This is a genomic window from Pseudomonas sp. PME37.24/025 (assembly GCF_055556615.1).
Window position 1 is genome coordinate 25,755 of the sequence record NZ_JBVHNK010000004.1, and the last position, 19,341, is coordinate 45,095.

General features: G+C 58.8%; 17 protein-coding genes. 9 read left to right on the forward strand and 8 right to left on the reverse strand.

The window, feature by feature from the left end; all coding sequences use genetic code 11:
• The first annotated feature begins 47 nt into the window (after positions 1 to 47).
• Both gcvH and gcvP read left to right on the forward strand, forming a co-directional pair.
• Positions 48 to 431: a glycine cleavage system protein GcvH gene (gcvH, locus tag ACZ3HH_RS08835; protein ID WP_465804089.1), complete on the forward strand. Its 384-nt coding sequence runs from the start codon at positions 48 to 50 to the stop codon at positions 429 to 431.
• A 157-nt stretch (positions 432 to 588) separates the two neighbouring features.
• Entirely contained in the window at positions 589 to 3,462 is a 2,874-nt protein-coding gene (gcvP, locus tag ACZ3HH_RS08840; protein ID WP_465804091.1) for an aminomethyl-transferring glycine dehydrogenase, read from the forward strand.
• Between the two features lie 58 nt (positions 3,463 to 3,520).
• Here gcvP and ACZ3HH_RS08845 read toward each other — a convergent pair whose 3' ends face one another.
• The 6 genes from ACZ3HH_RS08845 to ACZ3HH_RS08870 all read right to left on the reverse strand — a co-directional run bounded on the left by ACZ3HH_RS08845 (position 3,521) and on the right by ACZ3HH_RS08870 (position 8,495).
• Positions 3,521 to 4,189, reverse strand: coding sequence for an outer membrane protein (locus ACZ3HH_RS08845; RefSeq protein WP_465804092.1), 669 nt, complete (start codon positions 4,187 to 4,189; stop codon positions 3,521 to 3,523).
• Between the two features lie 212 nt (positions 4,190 to 4,401).
• Positions 4,402 to 4,722, reverse strand: a complete 321-nt coding sequence (locus tag ACZ3HH_RS08850) for a DUF2388 domain-containing protein (RefSeq protein WP_007899427.1) — start codon at positions 4,720 to 4,722, stop codon at positions 4,402 to 4,404.
• A 68-nt stretch (positions 4,723 to 4,790) separates the two neighbouring features.
• On the reverse strand, positions 4,791 to 5,228 hold the full coding sequence (locus ACZ3HH_RS08855; protein ID WP_465804094.1) for an NfeD family protein: 438 nt from the start codon (positions 5,226 to 5,228) through the stop codon (positions 4,791 to 4,793).
• 11 nt (positions 5,229 to 5,239) lie between these two features.
• Complete coding sequence (locus ACZ3HH_RS08860) at positions 5,240 to 6,154, reverse strand: SPFH domain-containing protein (RefSeq protein ID WP_123360967.1); 915 nt, start codon at positions 6,152 to 6,154, stop codon at positions 5,240 to 5,242.
• 117 nt (positions 6,155 to 6,271) lie between these two features.
• Positions 6,272 to 8,056 carry a type IV pilus assembly ATPase TfpB gene (gene tfpB / locus ACZ3HH_RS08865; RefSeq protein WP_465804096.1) on the reverse strand — a complete coding sequence of 595 codons (1,785 nt, stop codon included), beginning with the start codon at positions 8,054 to 8,056 and terminating at the stop codon, positions 6,272 to 6,274.
• Between the two features lie 100 nt (positions 8,057 to 8,156).
• Complete coding sequence (locus tag ACZ3HH_RS08870) at positions 8,157 to 8,495, reverse strand: hypothetical protein (RefSeq protein WP_465804097.1); 339 nt, start codon at positions 8,493 to 8,495, stop codon at positions 8,157 to 8,159.
• A 126-nt stretch (positions 8,496 to 8,621) separates the two neighbouring features.
• Here ACZ3HH_RS08870 and ACZ3HH_RS08875 point away from each other — a divergent pair, with 126 nt between their 5' ends.
• Positions 8,622 to 9,092, forward strand: a complete 471-nt coding sequence (locus ACZ3HH_RS08875; RefSeq protein WP_018927598.1) for an Lrp/AsnC family transcriptional regulator — start codon at positions 8,622 to 8,624, stop codon at positions 9,090 to 9,092.
• Between the two features lie 125 nt (positions 9,093 to 9,217).
• Here ACZ3HH_RS08875 and ACZ3HH_RS08880 read toward each other — a convergent pair whose 3' ends face one another.
• Positions 9,218 to 10,585 carry a CYTH domain-containing protein gene (locus ACZ3HH_RS08880; protein WP_465804098.1) on the reverse strand — a complete coding sequence of 456 codons (1,368 nt, stop codon included), beginning with the start codon at positions 10,583 to 10,585 and terminating at the stop codon, positions 9,218 to 9,220.
• Positions 10,586 to 10,777: 192 nt separating this feature from the next.
• On the opposite strand from ACZ3HH_RS08880, the gene argE reads away from it, so the two are divergent.
• Positions 10,778 to 11,929, forward strand: a complete 1,152-nt coding sequence (gene argE / locus ACZ3HH_RS08885; RefSeq protein ID WP_465804100.1) for an acetylornithine deacetylase — start codon at positions 10,778 to 10,780, stop codon at positions 11,927 to 11,929.
• Positions 11,930 to 12,194: 265 nt separating this feature from the next.
• On the forward strand, positions 12,195 to 13,493 hold the full coding sequence (argA, locus tag ACZ3HH_RS08890; RefSeq protein ID WP_465804101.1) for an amino-acid N-acetyltransferase: 1,299 nt from the start codon (positions 12,195 to 12,197) through the stop codon (positions 13,491 to 13,493).
• A 168-nt stretch (positions 13,494 to 13,661) separates the two neighbouring features.
• Here argA and tauA read toward each other — a convergent pair whose 3' ends face one another.
• Positions 13,662 to 14,648, reverse strand: coding sequence for a taurine ABC transporter substrate-binding protein (tauA, locus tag ACZ3HH_RS08895; RefSeq protein ID WP_465804102.1), 987 nt, complete (start codon positions 14,646 to 14,648; stop codon positions 13,662 to 13,664).
• 367 nt (positions 14,649 to 15,015) lie between these two features.
• Between tauA and ACZ3HH_RS08900 the strand changes: the two genes are divergently transcribed.
• From ACZ3HH_RS08900 to ACZ3HH_RS08915, 4 genes are all read left to right on the forward strand, one after another.
• Positions 15,016 to 16,377: an OprD family porin gene (locus ACZ3HH_RS08900; RefSeq protein WP_465804103.1), complete on the forward strand. Its 1,362-nt coding sequence runs from the start codon at positions 15,016 to 15,018 to the stop codon at positions 16,375 to 16,377.
• Between the two features lie 293 nt (positions 16,378 to 16,670).
• Entirely contained in the window at positions 16,671 to 17,309 is a 639-nt protein-coding gene (locus tag ACZ3HH_RS08905) for a peroxiredoxin (RefSeq protein WP_465804104.1), read from the forward strand.
• A gap of 367 nt (positions 17,310 to 17,676) precedes the next feature.
• Entirely contained in the window at positions 17,677 to 18,270 is a 594-nt protein-coding gene (gene ssuE / locus ACZ3HH_RS08910) for an NADPH-dependent FMN reductase (RefSeq protein WP_123360975.1), read from the forward strand.
• A gap of 102 nt (positions 18,271 to 18,372) precedes the next feature.
• Positions 18,373 to 19,338, forward strand: coding sequence for a sulfonate ABC transporter substrate-binding protein (locus tag ACZ3HH_RS08915; RefSeq protein ID WP_465804105.1), 966 nt, complete (start codon positions 18,373 to 18,375; stop codon positions 19,336 to 19,338).
• The last annotated feature ends 3 nt before the right edge of the window (positions 19,339 to 19,341 follow it).

The following is a 19,341-nucleotide window of genomic DNA, read 5'->3' on the forward strand; positions in this document are numbered from 1 at the left end:
ATTCCGGCGGGATCGACCGCTGACATTTCTTCTTGAGGACACAGAACATGAGCGATATCCCAACCGACCTGCGTTTTGCCGAAAGTCACGAATGGGCCCGTCTAGACCATGATGGCGGCGTGAAAGTGGGTATTTCAGACCATGCTCAGGAAGCCTTGGGTGACGTAGTGTTCGTTGAGCTGCCGGAAATCGGCAAAGTGTTCGCTGCCGGTGAGGCTGCAGGTGTCGTCGAGTCGGTCAAGGCCGCGTCGGATATCTACTCGCCAGTTTCCGGCACCGTCATTGCCGTTAACGAAGAGTTGGCCAACAACCCGGAACTGGTCAACAGCGCGCCTTATGACAGCTGGTTCTTCAAACTCGAGCCAAGCGATACCTCCGAGCTGGACAACCTGCTCGACCCGGCGGCCTACAAGGCTGCTATCGGCGAGTAATGCTCGCCCCGTAGGAGCTGCCGAACGCGGCCCGAGCCTTCGGCAGCGCCTACATCGTTTACATACGACTCCTTCTTCAAGGCACTGTGACAGCGACTGCTATGCTGGTTTGACCGCATTGCATCGACGCCGAGCGCCAGTCTAGAGAGAGCCCGTCATGTCCCAGTTGCCGTCCTTGAGCCAGTTACGCGACCCCAATACCTTCCTGCGCCGCCACTTGGGCCCCGATGCCGCCGAGCAGCAGGCGATGCTCGACAGCCTTGGTCTTGGCAGCCGGGTCGAACTGATCGAGCAGACGGTGCCGCCGGGAATCCGCCTCAACCGGCCACTGGACTTGCCTCCGGCCCTCGACGAGGAAGCCGCACTGGCCAAGTTGCGGGGCTACGCCGAGCAGAACCAGGTCTGGACCAGCCTGATCGGCATGGGATACCACGGCACCCTCACGCCGGCCGTCATCCTGCGCAACGTGCTGGAAAATCCCGGTTGGTACACCGCCTATACGCCCTATCAACCAGAGATCGCCCAAGGCCGGCTCGAAGCGTTGCTGAATTTCCAGCAGCTGACCATCGACCTGACCGGCCTGGAACTGGCCAACGCCTCGCTGCTCGATGAAGCCACGGCGGCAGCCGAGGCCATGGCTCTGGCCAAGCGCGTGGCCAAATCCAGAAGTAACCTGTTTTTCGTCGATGAGAATTGCCACGCGCAGACCATTTCCGTGGTGCGGACCCGGGCCGAAGGGTTCGGTTTCGAGCTGATCGTCGACGCTGTGGATAACTTGAAACAGCACCAGGTGTTCGGCGCGCTGCTGCAATATCCCGACACCCACGGTGAAGTGCGCGATCTGCGTCCATTGATCGATCATCTGCATGCCCAGCAAGCCTTGGCCTGTGTGGCGACCGATCTGCTGAGCCTGCTGTTGCTGACTCCGCCGGGGGAGTTGGGCGCCGACGTGGTGTTCGGTTCGTCCCAGCGATTCGGCGTGCCCATGGGTTACGGCGGCCCGCACGCGGCGTTTTTTGCCAGCCGCGACGAATACAAACGGGCGATTCCCGGGCGGATCATCGGCGTATCGAAAGATGCTCGCGGCAACGTCGCCCTGCGCATGGCCCTGCAAACCCGCGAGCAACATATTCGCCGGGAGAAGGCCAACTCGAACATCTGTACCGCTCAGGTGCTGCTGGCCAATATCGCCAGTTTCTACGCGGTCTACCACGGTCCGGAGGGGCTAAAACGGATCGCCCAGCGAGTGCACCGTCTAACCTGCATCCTCGCTGCCGGCCTGGAGCGTCACGGCATTACGCGTCTCAACCAACACTTCTTCGACACCCTGACCCTGGAGGTCGGTGGCACTCAGACTGCGGTCATCGAAAGTGCCCAGGCGGCGCAGATCAACTTGCGCATTCTCGGCCGTGGACAGCTCGGCCTCAGCCTCGACGAAACCTGTGACGAAACCACCGTGGCGAAGCTGTTCGATGTGTTTCTCGGTGCCGATCATGGGCTCAACGTCGACGAATTGGACGCCGAAGCGCTGGTATCCGGCATTCCTGCCAGGTTGCAGCGCAGTACACCGTATCTGCGTCATCCGGTGTTCAACGCTCATCACAGCGAAACCGAAATGCTGCGTTACCTCAAGCAGCTGGAAAACAAAGACCTGGCGCTCAACCAATCGATGATCCCGCTGGGCTCCTGCACCATGAAGCTCAATGCCACCAGCGAGATGATCCCCATCACCTGGCCGCAGTTCGCCAACCTGCATCCGTTTGTGCCGAAAGAGCAGGTGGTGGGTTATTCCTTGATGATCGAAGAGCTGGAGCGCTGGCTGTGCGCGATCACCGGTTTCGATGCGATCTGCATGCAACCCAACTCGGGTGCTCAGGGCGAATACGCCGGGTTGCTGGCGATCCGCAAATATCACGAGAGCCGCCATCAGGGTGCGCGGAATATCTGCCTGATCCCGTCCTCGGCCCACGGCACCAACCCGGCCTCGGCGCAAATGGCCGGGATGCGGGTAGTGATCGTCGAGTGCGACGAGGGGGGTAATGTCGATCTGAATGATCTGAAGGAAAAAGCCACGGAGGCGGGGGATAAACTCGCCTGCCTGATGGCGACTTATCCTTCGACCCATGGGGTCTACGAGGAAGGTATCAGCGAGATCTGTGAAGTTATCCACAGCCATGGCGGTCAGGTGTACATGGATGGCGCCAACCTTAATGCGCAGGTTGGATTGGCACGGCCGGCAGACATCGGTGCCGATGTGTCGCACATGAACTTGCACAAGACCTTCTGCATTCCCCACGGCGGTGGCGGACCGGGGATGGGCCCGATCGGCGTTCGGGCGCACTTGGCGCCGTTCGTTGCCAATCACCCGGTAGTGCCAATCGATGGCCCGCTGCCGGAGAACGGCGCGGTGAGCGCGGCACCCTGGGGCAGTGCAAGCATTCTACCGATCAGCTGGATGTACATCGCCATGATGGGCCCGCAACTGGCGGATGCGAGCGAGGTGGCGATTCTTGCCGCGAATTACCTGGCGCAGCATTTGTCCGGGGCGTTCCCGGTGCTCTACACAGGGCGCAATGAGCGAGTGGCCCACGAATGCATCCTCGACTTGCGGCCGCTCAAGGCGCTGACCGGGATCAGCGAAGAAGACGTTGCCAAACGCCTGATGGACTACGGCTTTCATGCGCCGACCATGTCATTCCCGGTGCCAGGGACGTTGATGGTCGAACCGACCGAGAGTGAGTCGAAGGCGGAACTGGACCGTTTTATCGGCGCGATGCTGAGTATCCGCGCGGAAATCACCGAGGTGCAGAACGGCAACTGGCCGGCCGAAGACAACCCGCTGAAACGCTCACCCCATACCTTGGCCGACATCACCGGGGTTTGGGAGCGCCCATACAGCATTGAGCGGGCGGTGACGCCGGATGCTCACACCAAGGCCCATAAGTATTGGCCGGTGGTGAACCGTGTGGACAATGTCTATGGCGACCGCAATCTGTTTTGCGCGTGTGTGCCGGTGGATGAATATCGCTGAATAGTGTCGGGCAAAAAAATGCCGCTCATAAGGAGCGGCATTTTTTATGGGCAATGAATCAGAACGACATTCGTGCCTCGACGTATAGGTTCTGCTCCCGGAGTTTGCCCTTGAGTTGTTCGTCCCGTGCGTTAATGCGGTTGGCAAAGGTGTTGTAGCCGGTTTCAATATCACCTATGTCGACGTACCGGTAGCCGGTGCCGAGGGTGATTTGCTGATTGAGCTTGAGGTCTGCCCCGACGCCCAGGGCATAGGCGAAGTTGTTCTGGCTGTTGTTGGCGAACCGTCGCGAAGGGTTGGATTGATAGCCCTCGGAGTTGATGTGTGCCACACCGACACCGGCCATCGCGTACAGCGACAGGTATTCGTTGAGAGGGAAATCCTTGTAGCCGTTGACCATCAGCCGGCGGGACGAGACTTGCATGTTGTTGACGTTGGCGTTGAACGGCGCCCAGTGACTCTTGAATTCCGAGTCTTGCTTGATCGTGTACTCGCCTTCCAGACGCCAATCACCCTTGAATCCATACCCTAGCGCAACGGAGCCGGTGATGTCCTTGTTGCTGTCGGGGCTGATGATGCGGTTATTCACCCGCGGGCTGGTGAGCAGGGCGCTGGAAAGGTCTTGTTGAGCGCTCTGGATTTTTATCGAGCCATATAGACCGTCGGCGTGCGATATCTGGTTGAAGGTGGCGGTCAGCAGCAGTAAAGATAAGGCTGTTTTTTTCATGTGAGTCGGTTCGCTTGTAGGGGTAATCCGAATCGACAAAGTTTGAGTTTGCATGCCACGCTTTCATATCAGACCTTTCCTCAACAGGTCGGTGAAAACTCGCCAGCATGTTGGCGCTTTGGCGTTGGCTATCGTAGGCAATAGCTATGCAATTTCCCTGACCCATAAAAAATGCCGCTCCCGGGAGCGGCATTTTCGACCAGCAATAAAGCTTATTTCGAGGCGATGGCATTCTTCGCCAGGATTGCATTCGCCAGTTCCATGTCCGTGGCTTGCAGGCCAGGGTTGTCGGCGCGGACTTTCTGCATCGCGGCTTCCAGGTAGGGGCCGCGAATGGCGCCGTCACTGGCGACAAAGCTACCGGCGTCGTCCTGGGCGGCGACGACCAGCTTGTGATCCCTGGAGGTCAGGTAGGACGTACCGGTGGTGGCACCGGACGTAAGGACGTTACGCAAAAAGCTGTCATCAGCCATCGCCGAACCGACTTGAAGGGACAACACGGCGAAGGTAGCGACAGCAAGTTTGAGACGCATAAAAGGTGACTCCACTGGGTTTTAACTGCGGGCTTTGATTGCCAATGACCCAATCGAGTTCCGTGACGTTAGTCGGCTCGCTCCACCAGTAAAATCGCCCCTTGCTGCCCGATCACCCGAACACGGCTGCCGGACGCGGTATCAGGCCCTCGGACCATCCACACGCCGTCGGCGACCTTGATCTTGCCGCGACCGTTGACAATCGCTTCGGTGACTACGAACACCTTGCCGATCAGATCCTGTCCTCGCAGGTTCAGATTCGGCTGGTCACTGACCCGCACCACGCTGCGCTGACGTCTCCACCAGTACAGCGCGGTGAGGATTGAAAAAATCGCAAACAGCAGCACCTGCAATTCCCATGGCAAGCCCGGTATCACGAAGGTCAGCACGCCGACGGCGGCGGCTGCCATGCCGATCCACAGCAGATAACCACCGGCCCCGAATACCTCGAGGATCAACAACAGCGTGCCCAGGGCCAACCAGCTCCAGAACGAAAACAACTCCATAGGCACCGACCTCAGCCTTTCTTGCCGTCGAACGTGGCTTTGACGATTTCGCCAATGCCGCCGACTGCGCCGATCATCGAACTGGCCTCGAGCGGCATCAGGATCACTTTGCTGTTGTTGGCCGAGGCCAGTTTGCCCAAGGCATCGATGTACTTCTGTGCAACGAAGTAATTGACCGCCTGCACGTTACCGCCGGCGATGGCTTCGGACACGACTTTGGTGGCTTGGGCTTCGGCCTCGGCCTGACGCTCCCGGGCCTCGGCTTCGAGGAACGCCGCCTGACGGCTACCCTCGGCTTCCAGAATTTGCGCCTGCTTCTTGCCTTCGGCGGTGAGGATCGCCGAGGCGCGCAAACCTTCGGCTTCAAGAATTTGTGCGCGTTTGATCCGCTCGGCTTTCATTTGGCCGGACATGGCGGCCATCAGGTCGGCGGGTGGGCTGATGTCCTTGATCTCGATCCGGGTGATCTTGATGCCCCATGGCGCCGTGGCTTCATCAACGGTGCGCAGCAGTTTTTCGTTGATGTTGTCGCGCTGGCTGAGCATCGCGTCCAGCTCCATGGAGCCAAGCACGGTACGGATATTGGTTTGCAGCAGATTGCGGATCGCGTGTTCGAGGTTGTTCACCTCGTAGGCGGCCTGGGCGGTGTTGACCACCTGAAAGAAGCACACGGCGTCGATTTGCACGGTGGCGTTGTCGGCGGTGATGACTTCCTGAGGCGGGATGTCCAGCACGCTTTCCATCACGTTGATCTTGCGACCGATGCGGTCCATCACCGGAATGATGATGTTCAAGCCTGGTTTGAGGGTGTTGGTGTAACGGCCGAAACGTTCGACCGTCCATTCAAAGCCCTGAGGCACCACCTTGAAACCCATGAAAAGAATGGCCACGGCCAGCGCGACGAAAAGAATCAGTGCAATACCCATAACGGTCCCTGTCCATCTGGTGGAGTTGCGATGGCCAGAGTGTAGGGCAAAAGGCCTGCAACGTTGTGTTCGACTTGGGGCTTTATATGTCTGAACGCGTGCTACCGGGACTATTGCCTACTTTTGCTCACTCTGCGGCGTCACTCGCAACACCTCTTCGATCGTGGTCAAACCCGCCGCCACTTTCTGCGCCCCCGACAGCCGCAAACTACGCATGCCTTCCTTGAAGGCCTGACGGCGGACCGCCAGCAAATCGGTATCAGGGTTGATCAGCGCTTTAATGCCGTCAGTCAGCTGCATGATTTCGTACACCCCGGCGCGGCCGCGATAACCGGTTTCGCGGCATTCCAGGCAGCCGATGGCGCGTTGTGCGTTACTTGGCAGTGGCGCTTGCCAAGGCCGGGTCAGGGTGTGCCAGTCGTCCTCGCCCAAAGTTAATGGCGCCTTGCAATGCGGGCAAAGGGTCCGGACCAGACGCTGAGCCATGACCCCTAGCACCGTGGCCTTGATCAGGTAATGCGGCACGCCGAGTTCCAGTAAGCGGCTGATGGCGCTCGGGGCGTCGTTGGTGTGCAACGTCGACAACACCAAGTGGCCGGTGAGTGCGGCCTGAATCGCCATTTCGGCGGTTTCGAGGTCGCGGATCTCGCCGATCATGATGATGTCCGGGTCTTGCCGCATCAGTGCGCGCACGCCGGCGGCAAAGGTCAGGTCGATGTTGTGCTGGACCTGCATCTGATTGAACGCCGGTTCGACCATTTCGATCGGGTCTTCAATGGTGCAGAGGTTGACCTCCGGCGTCGCCAGTTTCTTCAGGGTGGTGTACAGCGTGGTGGTCTTGCCTGAACCGGTCGGCCCGGTCACCAGAATGATGCCATTGGGCTGGCGGGTCATGTCTTGCCAGCGACGCAGGTCATCGGCGGAAAAACCCAACTGATCGAAGTCTTTGAGCAGCACTTCCGGGTCGAAGATCCGCATGACCATCTTCTCGCCGAACGCCGTCGGCAATGTCGACAGCCGCAACTCGACCTCACCGCCGTCCGGGGTTTTGGTTTTTACCCGGCCGTCCTGGGGTTTGCGCTTTTCTGCGACGTTCATCCGCCCCAGGCTTTTCAGGCGGCTGACGATGGCCATGGTCACCTGCGGCGGGAATTGATAGACGTTGTGCAGCACGCCGTCGATGCGAAAGCGCACCGTGCCTTGCTCGCGCCGGGGTTCGATGTGGATATCGCTGGCCCGTTGCTGGAACGCGTACTGGAACAGCCAATCGACGATGTTGACGATGTGCGCATCGTTGGCGTCCGGCTCCTGGTCGCTGGCGCCGAGGTTGAGCAACTGTTCGAAGTTGCCCAAGGTGCTTACTTGCTGATCAGCGTTGGTGGCGCCGGTGACCGACTTGGCCAGGCGGAAAAACTCCACGCTGAAGCGTTGGATGTCCACCGGGTTGGCCACCACGCGCTTGATCGGCAGCTTCAGCACGTGGGTCAGGTCGGCTTCCCAGCTGCTGACGAAGGGCTGGGCGCTGGCCACGGTGACGGCGTCGCGGTCGATGGACACCGCCAGAATCTTGTGGCGTTGGGCGAAGGCATAGGACATCAACGGCGTAATGGCCGCGACATTGATTTTCAGCGGGTCGATGCGCAAGTAAGGCTGGCCGGCCTGCTGAGACAGCCACAGTGTCAGGCTTTCCAGATCGAGGTGTTTGCCGGGACGGCTGAGGTCGTCCAGGTGTTGGCTGGCAATGAATTCCAGCGGATGCTGCTGACCATTTATGGCGTGACGGCGGCGGGCGTTGAGTGCGTGTTCGGCCGAGTCCTGGCTGATAAAGCCTTGGGCGACCAGTTCACGCAGCAAATCGTTAAGGTCCAGCCAGCGGTCCTGAGTGGCGAGTTGAACGGACATGCGGGCTCCTTATGAACAACCGTTCGCAAAGGATAGTCGCGCACCCGTAAACCGTTGGGCCACTACCGGACCAAGTCGTGTCGGGTTTTTTCAGGTTTTTTTAACCAGCTGCCTGAGCCGGCTCTCCCCACGCAGAATCAGCCGCTTGCAGGTTTACCGAGCAGACGCTGATCAGGTTTCGTAATTTTTCCGCGATCACTTGAGCGCGGTGCCAGCTCAGACCGTCCATGACGATGTCGATCGATAGCAGATCTTCCATACGCTGCACGTTGACCTGCTGCGGCGTCAGAAACTGCAAGGCGAACAGATTGAGCGCCCGACACAGCAGATCCGGCTCGGCCTCGGCCAGTAATTGATAGTGAACGCGGCAGTGGGCGTTGCTGACGTTCCAGACATCGGCGCGGGCGGGCGGGGTGTTCACGGCTTCTAAATGCGGCATGGTCAGTCTCCAAAATCACTGGAGGAATTTTTACATTCGGTGCGGGGCATTTCTTATCTATGATTGGGCTTATTGACCGTTTATCGAATAGATCAATTCGATTTAGTACCCACTATAGGTTTTTCTATGCACAGCGAGCTGGATGGCTACGACCGCAAGATTCTCGCGTTGCTGCAAGAGGACGCTTCGCTTTCCAGTGCACAGATTGCCGAACAGGTAGGGCTCTCGCAGTCGCCGTGCTGGCGGCGGATTCAGCGGATGAAGGAAGAGGGGATCATTCGCGGTCAGGTGACGTTGCTTGACCGCAAGAAAATCGGCCTTAACACGCAGATCTTCGCCGAGATCAAACTCAACGCCCACGGACGTTCGAACTTCACTGAGTTCACCGAGGCGATTCGCGGTTTTCCCGAAGTGCTGGAATGTTATGTGCTGATGGGGTCGGTGGATTTCTTGCTGCGGATCGTCACGGCGGATATCGAGGCTTATGAGCGCTTCTTCTTCGAGAAGCTGTCGATGGTGCCGGGGATTCAGGAGGTCAACTCGATTGTGGCGTTGTCGGAGATCAAATCCACGACGAGTTTGCCGGTGTTGCGCTGAGCCAAGTCTTGCGGTGAGTGAGGGCCTCATCGCGGGCAAGCCCGCTCCCACAGTATTTTGTGTTGAAACACGATGCGCGTTCCAACTTGATCCCTGTGGGAGCGGGCTTGCCCGCGATGGCGGTCTTACATACGCAGGAGCATCTTCCAGGCACGATTCTGATACACCGCAATCGCCTGCTGCTTACGCGCATCCAGGATTTCATCGGTGATCGGCTCGTTAGCCAGTTGCGCCAGTTGTTTCAGCTCACCATAAAGGCGATCCATCTCCGGGATCTCCAGCACGCTACGGGCATGGTGCAGCCAGGCCTGGATACGTTCGATGCGCGGTAACTGTTCGGCCAGGTCTTCCGGTTGTTGCTGGTAACGCTGCAATTGCAGCGAGTTGGCTTCTTCACCCAGCATGCGCGGCAGCCAGCTGCCCAGTTGTGCCGCACCCTGGCGATTACCACGGGTGTTGCGATCGGCGGCCCAAGTGCGGGCCAGCAACCAGCGCGAAGTGTTCAGGGAGAACAGACCCCAGCGCGGATCTTCCAGCTCTTCGAGGAACTGCTCCGGCGCGGCTTTGCGCACGTCTTCGTCGTCCAGGCCGGCTTGTACCAGCGGGCGCCAGTCTTCCAGCAGGGCATCCAGCGCGACCCGCAGATCGTGAGTCGACTGACGCGGTGCGGCCTGACCGAGGCTGCTGATCAGTGCGCGCATTTCAGCGAGGTTCTCGACCCAGTCCTGCAACAGGCGCCAGTGGCCATTGAAGCGATACTGCTCGGCCAGACGCTGGCTGCTGCTCAGCAAATGCCAGCTCAGGGCGGCGAACGCATCGTCCAGCGGCATTTCGGCGGTGATCTGCGGCGCCGGCAAGCTCAGCGAGTAGCTGTTGGCGTCGAACAGGCGATAACCGCGTTCGGCCTTGCTGATGTCACATGGCATCAGCGCCAGGGTCGCAGCCAGTTCGGCGGCCAGTTCCAGCAACGCGGCCGGTTCGCCTTCGCGCAGCTCCAGCTCCAGCTCGCAGATTTCTTCTTTCTGCTTGCCGACCACTACGTGGCCCAGGTCGAGCGCGGCTTCGATGACCACTTTGGTCTTGCCGCGGCCCCAAGCGATTTCCGCGCGTTCGCGAACAAAATCGGTGGTGAAGATGGCTTTCAGGGTTTTCTTGTCCAGCTCGGCCAGCTCTTCGGGCCAGCATTCACCGTCGAGTTTCTTCACGTCGAGTTTGGCTTTGGGCAGGGACCAGTCGTACTCGTGACGCTCGGACAGACCGGCGACGCTCTGGCCACGGGTCTTGAGGGTCTGAATCACTTCTTCGCCATCGCGGCGCAGGCGCAGGGCAACCTTGGCGCGGGCCAGGTCGCGCTCAGGCGTGTCGAAGTACTGGTTCATCAACTCACGGCGTTCCCAGCCACTTTTGTTGCGTTTTTTCAGTAACGGGTGCTCGCGCAGGGCGGCGAGGGTTTCGCGGCTGACGCGGAGTTTGATTTCGGTTTCTTTCTGCATGGCCGGAAAATCCAGGATCGGGAGCGCAGCCGGGGGAATGTGTGGCTGCCAAGGTCGTGCAGTGTACAGGACTGAAGGGGTGTAGGGTCTGTTGACACTTGGTGGCGAAAGACCCTACGCGCCGCGACGGTTTATTCCTGTCGCCTGATGGTTCTATGATGGACTTCAATTCGGGAGTGTTGGGAGTCAGCGATGCCTTTGCCGTCCATGAAAGATCAGTTCGCTGCGCTGATCGCCGCGCCGTCCGTCAGCTGTACCCAACCCAGCCTGGATCAAACCAATCGGCCGGTCATCGACTTGTTGGCGACATGGCTCGGGGACCTGGGTTTTGCCTGCGATATCCAGCAGGTCAGCCCCGGCAAATTCAATCTGCTGGCCAGTTTTGGCTCCGGCCCCGGCGGCCTGGTGTTGGCCGGTCACAGCGATACGGTGCCGTACGACGAGGCGTTGTGGCAGACCGACCCGCTGAAACTGACGGAAGTGGACGGGCGCTGGATCGGTTTGGGCAGTTGCGACATGAAAGGTTTTTTCGCCCTGGCCATCGAAGCCGTCAAACCCTTGCTTGACCAACCGTTCAAGCAACCCTTGCTGATCCTCGCCACCTGCGATGAAGAAAGCTCGATGTCCGGCGCTCGCGCTCTGGCCGAAGCCGGGCGGCCATTAGGTCGCGCGGCGGTGATCGGCGAGCCGACCGGGCTGAAGCCGGTCCGGATGCACAAAGGCATCATGATGGAGCGCATCGACATCCTCGGCCAGAGCGGCCATTCCTCGGACCCGCGTCTGGGTCACAGTGCCCTCGAGGCCATGCACGATGCTATCGGCGAACTGCGCGGCTTGCGCTTGGCGTGGCAGCGTGAATTCCGTAACCTGCAGTTCAGCGTGCCACAACCGACGATGAATTTCGGCTGCATTCACGGCGGCGATAACCCCAACCGCATCTGCGGCCAGTGCTCGCTGGAGTTCGACTTGCGTCCGTTGCCAGGCATGGACCCCAAAGCCCTTCGCGCAGCGATTTTGCAGAAACTCAATCCGATTGCCGAACGGCATATGGTGAAGATCGATTACGCGCCGCTGTTCCCCGAGGTGCCGCCGTTCGAGCAGGCCGAGGACTCGGAATTGGTGAGGGTCGCTGAAAAGCTCACCGGCCATCGCGCCGAAGCAGTGGCGTTCGGCACGGAAGCGCCTTATCTTCAGCGTCTTGGTTGTGAAACATTGGTATTGGGGCCGGGTGATATCGCCTGCGCACACCAACCGGGGGAATACCTCGAAATGTCACGTTTGCAGCCTACCGTGCATCTATTACGTCAACTGATTGAACATTACTGCCTGACACCGGCCAGTTGAGCGAAATCAATGTGGGAGCGAGCCTGCTCGCGATCGCGGTGTAACAGTCACTGAAATGTCGACTGATGTACCGCTATCGCGAGCAGGCTCGCTCCCACAGGGTATGTGATTTGCCTGACAAGCCTTGTAAATTGCCAGTGTCCCAACCCGTATTCATGAGGAGAGCGCGCGTGTCGCCAAGCCTGTTCCGACGATAACCATCAGCCCGCTGTGCGTTTACTGCTTTACCCTTTTTTCGGCTGCTATTTATTACAGGCCCAGGTTCATGCCCGAATACGTCAATTGGCTTCGTCACGCTTCGCCTTACATCAACGCCCACCGCGATTGCACCTTCGTCGTCATGCTGCCCGGCGACGGCGTCGAGCACCCGAACTTCGGCAACATCGTCCACGACTTGGTGCTGTTGCACAGCCTGGGCGTACGACTGGTGCTGGTTCACGGTTCGCGTCCGCAAATTGAAACCCGCCTCGCTGCTCGTGGCCTGACCCCGCATTACCACCATGGCATGCGCATCACCGATGCGGCGACGCTTGAGTGCGTGATCGATGCGGTCGGCCAACTGCGCATCGCCATCGAAGCGCGGCTGTCCATGGACATGGCCTCGTCACCGATGCAGGGCTCACGCCTGCGGGTGGCCGGCGGCAATCTGGTCACTGCGCGGCCGATCGGCGTACTTGAAGGTGTCGACTATCACCACACCGGCGAAGTGCGCCGGGTCGATCGCAAGGGCATCAATCGTCTGCTGGACGAACGCTCCATCGTGCTGTTGTCGCCGTTGGGTTACTCGCCGACCGGTGAGATCTTCAACCTCGCTTGCGAAGATGTCGCCACCCGCGCCGCTATCGATCTGGGGGCGGACAAGCTGCTGCTGTTCGGCGCCGATCTGGGCTTGATCGATGAAAATGGTCGCCTGGTTCGCGAATTGCGTCCGCAACAGGTGCCGGCGCATCTGCAACGCCTGGGCAACAATTATCAGGCCGAGCTGCTGGACGCGGCCGCTGAAGCGTGCCGGGGCGGGGTGGCGCGCAGTCACATCGTCAGCTACGCCGAAGATGGCGCGCTGCTGACCGAACTGTTCACCCGTGACGGTGGCGGTACGCTGGTGGCCCAGGAGCAATTCGAGGTTGTGCGCGAGGCGGCCATTGAAGACGTTGGCGGCTTGCTGGATTTGATCAGTCCGCTGGAAGAGCAGGGCATTCTGGTGCGCCGTTCCCGCGAGGTGCTGGAGCGTGAGATCGAGCAGTTCAGCGTGGTCGAACGCGAAGGTATGATCATCGCCTGCGCGGCGCTGTATCAGATCGCCGATTCGGATGCCGGGGAGTTGGCGTGTCTGGCGGTGAACCCGGAGTACCGCCATGGCGGTCGCGGCGATGAACTGCTGGAACGCATCGAAACCCGCGCCCGGGCACAGGGTCTGAAAACCTTGTTCGTGCTGACGACCCGGACGGCCCACTGGTTTCGTGAGCGGGGCTTCGTGCCAAGCAGCGTCGAACGCCTGCCATCGGCGCGGGCATCGCTTTACAACTACCAGCGTAATTCGAAGATCTTCGAAAAAACCCTCTGACTGGGTGGCTGTCCGTGTTGGCTTTTGTGGCGAGGGAGCTTGCTCCCGCTGGGCTGCGAAGCGGCCTCAAAACCAGTAAACGCGTTATGACTGATTCACCGCGTTGTCGGGTTTGGGAGTCCTCCGGCCTCCAGCGAAAGCCAGCTCCCTCGCCACAGGTTTTGCGTGTTATTCAGAGACAAACTTCGCGCTGACGTACGGTGAATAATCCGGCAGCACCGTCTCGACCTTCCCTTGCTCCTTCAAGAACTTCGCCGTCTCGCCAATTGCCTTGGCTGTGCCGCCATCGAGCAGCGCGGTGGTCTGTTGTGCCTTGGCATCCGGGAATGCGGAACCGGCCAGCAGCTCCGGCACATCGGCGGCATTGGCACCGGTCAATTTGGCGATTTTCTGCACAGGTACCGAATCGGCGGTCCAGCTGTCTTTATGGGCGGCATAGTCGGCGAATGAATCCAGCGTGACCTTGGCAAATCGGGCCACGACTTCAGGATGCTTCTCGGCGTAATCCTTGCGAGCGACCCACACCTCGAAGGTCGGCGCGCCCCATTGGCCGACCTGCGCGGCGTCGGTCAACGTCTTGCCGGTCTTGCGGATTTCCCCCAACGCCGGCGACCAGACAAACGCGCCATCGATGTCGCCACGCTTCCAGGCTGCGGCGATCTCCGCCGGTTGCAGGTTCACCACTTTGACTTTCGAGGCGTCCAGGCCCCAGTGCTTCAGCGCGCCGAGCAGGCTGTAGTGGGAGGTTGAAACGAAGGGCGTGGCGATGGTTTTGCCGATCAGATCTTCCGGTTTATCGATGCCGCTGCCATTGCGCACCACAAGTGCTTCGGCAGCGTTGATCTGAGCCGAAACAATGAACGCGACAATCGGCAGATTGCGCGAAGCGGCTGCCGCCAGCGGGCTTGAGCCGAGATTGCCAATTTGCACATCGCCGGACGCAATGGCGGTGACCACTTCCGGGCCACTGTTGAAGCGACGCCAATCGATTTTCTGGCCAATGGTTTTCTCGTATACGCCATCGGCCTGAGGGACTTTGCTGGGGTCGATACCGGTTTGATAACCGACGGTGAGAGTCGCCGCCTGAGCGGAAAAAGAAAATATCAGCGATACACAAACTGTAACAAATTGACTAGATAGTGCGCGTTTGGCCATGATGGCGTCGCCTTTTCGAAAGTGATTGACGTATGGGGAATACGCCAACGCTAATCGATCTAAAAAAAGGCCAATAAATACCATTTAGGAATTAGCTTATGAGCCGATACCTTGGGTCCCGGTTCGGATCTTGATCAGTGAGCTATATTCCTAAAGGGTATTAAAAAGAATGAAATAATTCTTTTTGGGTTTATGAGGAAATCATTACCCTGCAGGGACCAAATCACTGCGGTTAGACCTTGGTCGTAGACACACATGGTTACGATTGACTTGTCAGTCACGGTCTGGCGCTAATCGCGCATCTGTGGATCTGGGCGTTAGACCCAAGACCAAAGAACACAAAAATTAGAACGAGAGGAGCGAAACAATGAAGAAGTCCACCTTGGCCCTGGCTGTGGCCGTAGGGGTTTTGGCGCAGCAGGCAGGCGCCGCCGGTTTCATCGAAGACAGCAAGGCCACATTGGGGCTGCGTAACTTCTACATCAACACCGATAACCGCGATTCGGCAGCTAGAACTGCTTCCAACGTTCAGAGCAAAAACGAAGAGTGGGGCCAAGGCTTCGATCTGCGTTTCATCTCTGGCTACACCCAAGGCACCGTTGGCTTCGGTATTGATGCTATCGGCCTGCTGGGCGTGCGTCTGGATTCGGGCGGCGGCACCAACGGCGCCACCCCTACCTCCTACGGTGGTACTGTTTTCCCAAGCAAGTCCAACGGCGAAGCGGTTGATAACTTCTCCAGCCTGGGTCTGACTGCCAAGGCCAAGATCTCCCAGACCGAACTGAAGCTGGGCACCCTGCAGCCAAAACTGCCGGTGATCGTGACCAACGACGGTCGTCTGCTGCCGCAAACCTTCCAGGGCGGTCAGATCACTTCGAACGAGATCAAGGACCTGACACTGGTCGGTGGTCAGATCGAGCACGCCAAGGGCCGTAACTCCAGCAACAACGAAGAGTTGTCGATCGCTGGTGCGAACACTCGCGGTACTGGCTTCCGTGACAGCAACAAGTTCATCTACGGCGGCGGTGACTACAAAATCACCAAAGACCTGACTGCCCAGTACTACTACGGCAACCTGGAAGACTTCTACAAGCAACACTTCCTGGGCCTGGTTCACAACTGGTCGATCGGTCCTGGTGTGTTGAAGTCTGACTTGCGTTACTTCAACAGCTCTGATGATGGTGCCAACGGTCACGACTCGGCTTACTACACCTCCGGTAACTATCAGGGCTTCCGCAGCGGTAAAGGCGAAGTCGACAACAACCTGTACAGCGGCCTGTTCCTGTACTCCGTTGCCGGTCACACCTTTGGCGGCGGTTATCAGGTCAGCAACGGCAGCAGCGACTTCCCTTGGCTGAACCAGGGTGACGGCTCGTCGGCTTACCTGACTACCGACAGCCAGATCGCCAAGTTCGCCCGTGCCGGCGAACGTACCTGGCAAGCTCGCTACTCGTATGACTTCGCCAAGGTTGGTCTGCCAGGCGCTACTGCCGGCATCGTTTACCTGCGTGGCGACAACATTGATACCGTGGGTACCAATGGTCGCGAGAACGGTTCCGGCCGTTCCGAGTGGGAACGTGACCTGACCCTGGCTTACGTAGTGCCAGAAGGTCCGCTGAAAAACCTGGGCCTCACCTGGAAAAACGCCATGTGGCGCAACGACGTCCCAGGTCAGCGCGACCAGGACGAAAACCGCCTGATCGTCAGCTACTCGATCCCGCTGTTGTAACAGCACTCGCGTAACCGACGTAAAAAAGCCCCGCCCGGCATCACGCCGGGCGGGGCTTTTGCGTTTTCAAGGTGGGTTCACCCCCGTAAACCCTCCTTGAAATTCCCCTCTTTTGCAGCAACTCAAGGCCTTCTCGAACCTTGTCGGCGATGTTCGTCCTCATGTGCATTCAGGTCCAGTGAACAGATATTTAATATTCAATTATGATCTAAATAAATCGATATTTATTCTTTTTAATCTCTAAGGAACGCAGGCACAGTTGGGCTCAACAAGCACTCACAAGGAGCAGCACCATGAGCCTCAGACTTGGCGATATCGCCCCCGATTTCGAACAGGATTCCAGCGCCGGCATTATCCGTTTCCACGAATGGCTGGGCGAAAGCTGGGGCGTGTTGTTTTCCCATCCGGCGGACTTCACGCCGGTGTGCACCACCGAGTTGGGCTTCACCGCCAGGCTCAAGGATGAATTCGCCCAGCGTGGCGTCAAAGCCATTGCTCTGTCGGTAGACCCGGTGGACTCGCATCACAAGTGGATCGAGGACATCAACGAAACCCAGAACGCCATCGTCAACTTCCCGATCCTCGCCGATGCGGATCGTAAAGTGTCCGGCCTGTACGACCTGATCCATCCGAATGCCAACGACACCCTGACTGTGCGTTCGCTGTTTGTGATCGATCCGAACAAAAAGATCCGGCTGACGATTACTTACCCGGCGAGTACCGGCCGTAACTTCAATGAAATTTTGCGGGTGATCGATTCGCTGCAGCTCACCGACAACTATAAGGTGGCGACCCCGGCCAACTGGCAGGACGGTGATGAAGTGGTGATCGTGCCGTCGCTCAAGGACGAAGACGAAATCAAACGACGTTTTCCCAAGGGTTATCGCGCGGTGAAACCGTACCTGCGCCTGACGCCTCAACCGAACAGGTAGTTATCCGAATTTTGCGGTGTGGCTGAAATCGCTATCGCGGGCAAACCCGCTCCCACAGTGGACTGGGGAGGGTCAGAGATGTGTGGCAGACCTAAAATCCTGTGGGAGCGGCGGTGCGGCGATCCGACTTGCCCGCGAAGGCGGCAGACCAGCCAGTGAAAATTTCATGTCATCCACAAAGCAGGGGATTTCGGGCCGTTTCGACGGCCTGTTTTTTTGCCTGAAAAAAGACAATCTGTATATTCATTTAAAGTATAACCAAATGAATAAATATGATTTATGGATATATTAATCAGCTGTTAAGGTCATTCCATCGACGCGAGATCGCAAGCCGCGAATCGCCAACACCGCTCAAGGAATTGTCTGAATGCTGGTCGTCTCACTCGGTGGCAGTCCCAGCCCACGGTCCCGTTCCGGAGTTTTGCTGGAGCGCTCGCGACGCTGGTTGCAAGAGCAAGGGGTGGAAGTGGTGAGTTACCAGGTACGGGACTTCCCGGCCGAAGATTTGCTGCATGCCCGCTTCGACAGCCCGAAGGTGATCGACCTGCTGCAACAGATTGAAAACGCCGATGGCTTGCTGATCGCCACGCCGGTTTACAAAGCGTCGTTCTCCGGCGCGCTGAAAACCCTGCTCGATCTGCTGCCCGAACGTGCCCTGAGCCACAAGGTGGTTCTGCCGATGGCTACAGGCGGCAGCATCGCCCACATGCTGGCGGTGGATTACGCGCTCAAACCGGTGCTGTCGGCGTTGAAAGCCCAGGAAATGCTGCAGGGGATTTTCGCCGTGGACAGCCAGATCGCTTACGGCGAAGGCAGCGCCCAGGCACAGTTGGCGCCGGAGCTTGCGCAACGATTGTTTGAAGCGCTGGAGCAGTTTTTCAGCGCCATGGCTCGTCGGCCCAGGCCGCTCGATCCTAACCTGTTGAATGAACGTTTGCTGAGTGCTCGCTGGAGCATTTAAACCTGCACTTAAGCCACACCTGAATTTGAAGTACTTCACCTTACTGGCCCGCTAACGGGCAAGCAGGTGCAGCCAAAACCCAACTGCAAAAAGGAGAGCGCCATGCGCCCTGTCATTTTGCGTCGTGGTCTGGTCGCTCTGTTTGCTGCGGCTGTGTCCTTCGGCGTTATTGCTCAAGCTCAGGCTGAGACACTAAGAATCGGTTATCAGAAGTACGGCACCCTGGTGCTACTTAAAGCCAAAGGCACTCTGGAAAAACGCCTCGCCGCCCAAGGCGTGGACGTGCAATGGACTGAATTCCCCGGCGGCCCACAACTGCTCGAAGGCCTGAACGTCGGCTCCATCGACTTCGGCGTCACCGGTGAAACGCCACCGGTGTTCGCCCAAGCGGCCGGCGCCGATCTGCTTTACGTCGCCTATGAGCCGCCAGCGCCCCATAGCGAAGCGATCCTGGTGCCGAAGAACTCGCCGATCCAATCGGTGCAGGACCTCAAGGGCAAGAAAGTCGTGCTCAACAAAGGCTCCAATGTGCACTACCTGTTGGTGCGTGCGCTTGAAGACGCCGGCCTCAAATACACCGACATCCAGACCGTGTTCCTGCCGCCAGCCGATGCCCGTGCCGCGTTCGAGCGTGGCAGTGTCGATGCCTGGGTGATCTGGGACCCGTACCAGGCCGCCGCCGAACAGCAATTGCAAGCGCGCACTCTGCGCGATGGCCAAGGCATCGTCGACAACCACCAGTTCTACCTGGCGACCAAACCTTACGCGCAGAAAAATCCCGAAGTGATCAAGGCGCTGGTGGAAGAAGTGCGCGCCGTCGGCGAATGGTCCAAGGCCAATCCCGAGGACGTGACCAAGCAAGTTTCGCCACTGCTCGGCCTGCCAGCGGACATCACCCTGACCTCGATGAAACGCCAAGGCTACGGTGCACTTTTCCTGACCCCTGATGTAGTCGCGGCCCAGCAAAAAATCGCCGACAGCTTCTACCAGCTCAAGCTGATTCCCAAACCCTTGAGCATCAAAGACGTGATCTGGACGCCACCGGCGGCCGTAGCCAAAGCGCAGTAATTC

Excerpts from the sequence above, each read along its gene's own strand:
- gcvH (WP_465804089.1), top strand. The coding sequence starts at position 48 with ATGAGCGATATCCCAACCGACCTGCGTTTTGCCGAAAGTCACGAATGG.
- gcvP (WP_465804091.1), top strand. The coding sequence starts at position 589 with ATGTCCCAGTTGCCGTCCTTGAGCCAGTTACGCGACCCCAATACCTTC.
- ACZ3HH_RS08845 (WP_465804092.1), bottom strand. The coding sequence starts at position 4,189 with ATGAAAAAAACAGCCTTATCTTTACTGCTGCTGACCGCCACCTTCAAC.
- ACZ3HH_RS08850 (WP_007899427.1), bottom strand. The coding sequence starts at position 4,722 with ATGCGTCTCAAACTTGCTGTCGCTACCTTCGCCGTGTTGTCCCTTCAA.
- ACZ3HH_RS08855 (WP_465804094.1), bottom strand. The coding sequence starts at position 5,228 with ATGGAGTTGTTTTCGTTCTGGAGCTGGTTGGCCCTGGGCACGCTGTTG.
- ACZ3HH_RS08860 (WP_123360967.1), bottom strand. The coding sequence starts at position 6,154 with ATGGGTATTGCACTGATTCTTTTCGTCGCGCTGGCCGTGGCCATTCTT.
- tfpB (WP_465804096.1), bottom strand. The coding sequence starts at position 8,056 with ATGTCCGTTCAACTCGCCACTCAGGACCGCTGGCTGGACCTTAACGAT.
- ACZ3HH_RS08870 (WP_465804097.1), bottom strand. The coding sequence starts at position 8,495 with ATGCCGCATTTAGAAGCCGTGAACACCCCGCCCGCCCGCGCCGATGTC.
- ACZ3HH_RS08875 (WP_018927598.1), top strand. The coding sequence starts at position 8,622 with ATGCACAGCGAGCTGGATGGCTACGACCGCAAGATTCTCGCGTTGCTG.
- ACZ3HH_RS08880 (WP_465804098.1), bottom strand. The coding sequence starts at position 10,585 with ATGCAGAAAGAAACCGAAATCAAACTCCGCGTCAGCCGCGAAACCCTC.
- argE (WP_465804100.1), top strand. The coding sequence starts at position 10,778 with ATGCCTTTGCCGTCCATGAAAGATCAGTTCGCTGCGCTGATCGCCGCG.
- argA (WP_465804101.1), top strand. The coding sequence starts at position 12,195 with ATGCCCGAATACGTCAATTGGCTTCGTCACGCTTCGCCTTACATCAAC.
- tauA (WP_465804102.1), bottom strand. The coding sequence starts at position 14,648 with ATGGCCAAACGCGCACTATCTAGTCAATTTGTTACAGTTTGTGTATCG.
- ACZ3HH_RS08900 (WP_465804103.1), top strand. The coding sequence starts at position 15,016 with ATGAAGAAGTCCACCTTGGCCCTGGCTGTGGCCGTAGGGGTTTTGGCG.
- ACZ3HH_RS08905 (WP_465804104.1), top strand. The coding sequence starts at position 16,671 with ATGAGCCTCAGACTTGGCGATATCGCCCCCGATTTCGAACAGGATTCC.
- ssuE (WP_123360975.1), top strand. The coding sequence starts at position 17,677 with ATGCTGGTCGTCTCACTCGGTGGCAGTCCCAGCCCACGGTCCCGTTCC.
- ACZ3HH_RS08915 (WP_465804105.1), top strand. The coding sequence starts at position 18,373 with ATGCGCCCTGTCATTTTGCGTCGTGGTCTGGTCGCTCTGTTTGCTGCG.